Genomic DNA, 465 nt, shown 5'->3' on the forward strand with positions numbered 1-465 from the left:
GGACAATCACGGTATACAGTGTTTTTCGCTCCACCATCGTCAATAGTGCGCTTTTGCGCCCCTTGCCAATGACAGTATCACCCTCCCAGTCACCAATGCCTGTACCTCTATCAACGACTGCAGGGCGATTTTCTGAAAGCTGGGCATTTGAAATTACGAAAACCGAGTAACCATTGGCAACAAGATGGTTGCACGTTTTGATTGTTGATATAAGGATGCCTTGGGGCTGGTACACAAGAAAGATCGCTATATTATCCAACTGTGCAAGCACCCCATCCGTAACCCTGAGATGGTAGTGACTGGTTCTATTATAATGCCATCGAATAAATGGCTCGTAGAGACATCCAATTACAAAAAATAGTGTTAAGGGAATCTCTAAAAACCCACCTTAATCTGCAATAATAACACACACACAACTTTTCAATCGCAGTACACAGACTATGCAACCGAACTTTTTTGCCCACG

At 43.7% G+C, this 465-nt stretch carries 1 pseudogene; it reads right to left on the minus strand.

From position 1 onward, the window contains the following. Positions 1 to 106, minus strand: a pseudogene (locus BOW53_RS13910) (IS30 family transposase); the annotation flags it as partial. Between the last annotated feature and the right edge of the window lie 359 nt (positions 107 to 465).

The organism is Solemya velesiana gill symbiont (genome assembly GCF_002020805.1).
Lineage (GTDB): Bacteria > Pseudomonadota > Gammaproteobacteria > Chromatiales > Chromatiaceae > Sedimenticola_A.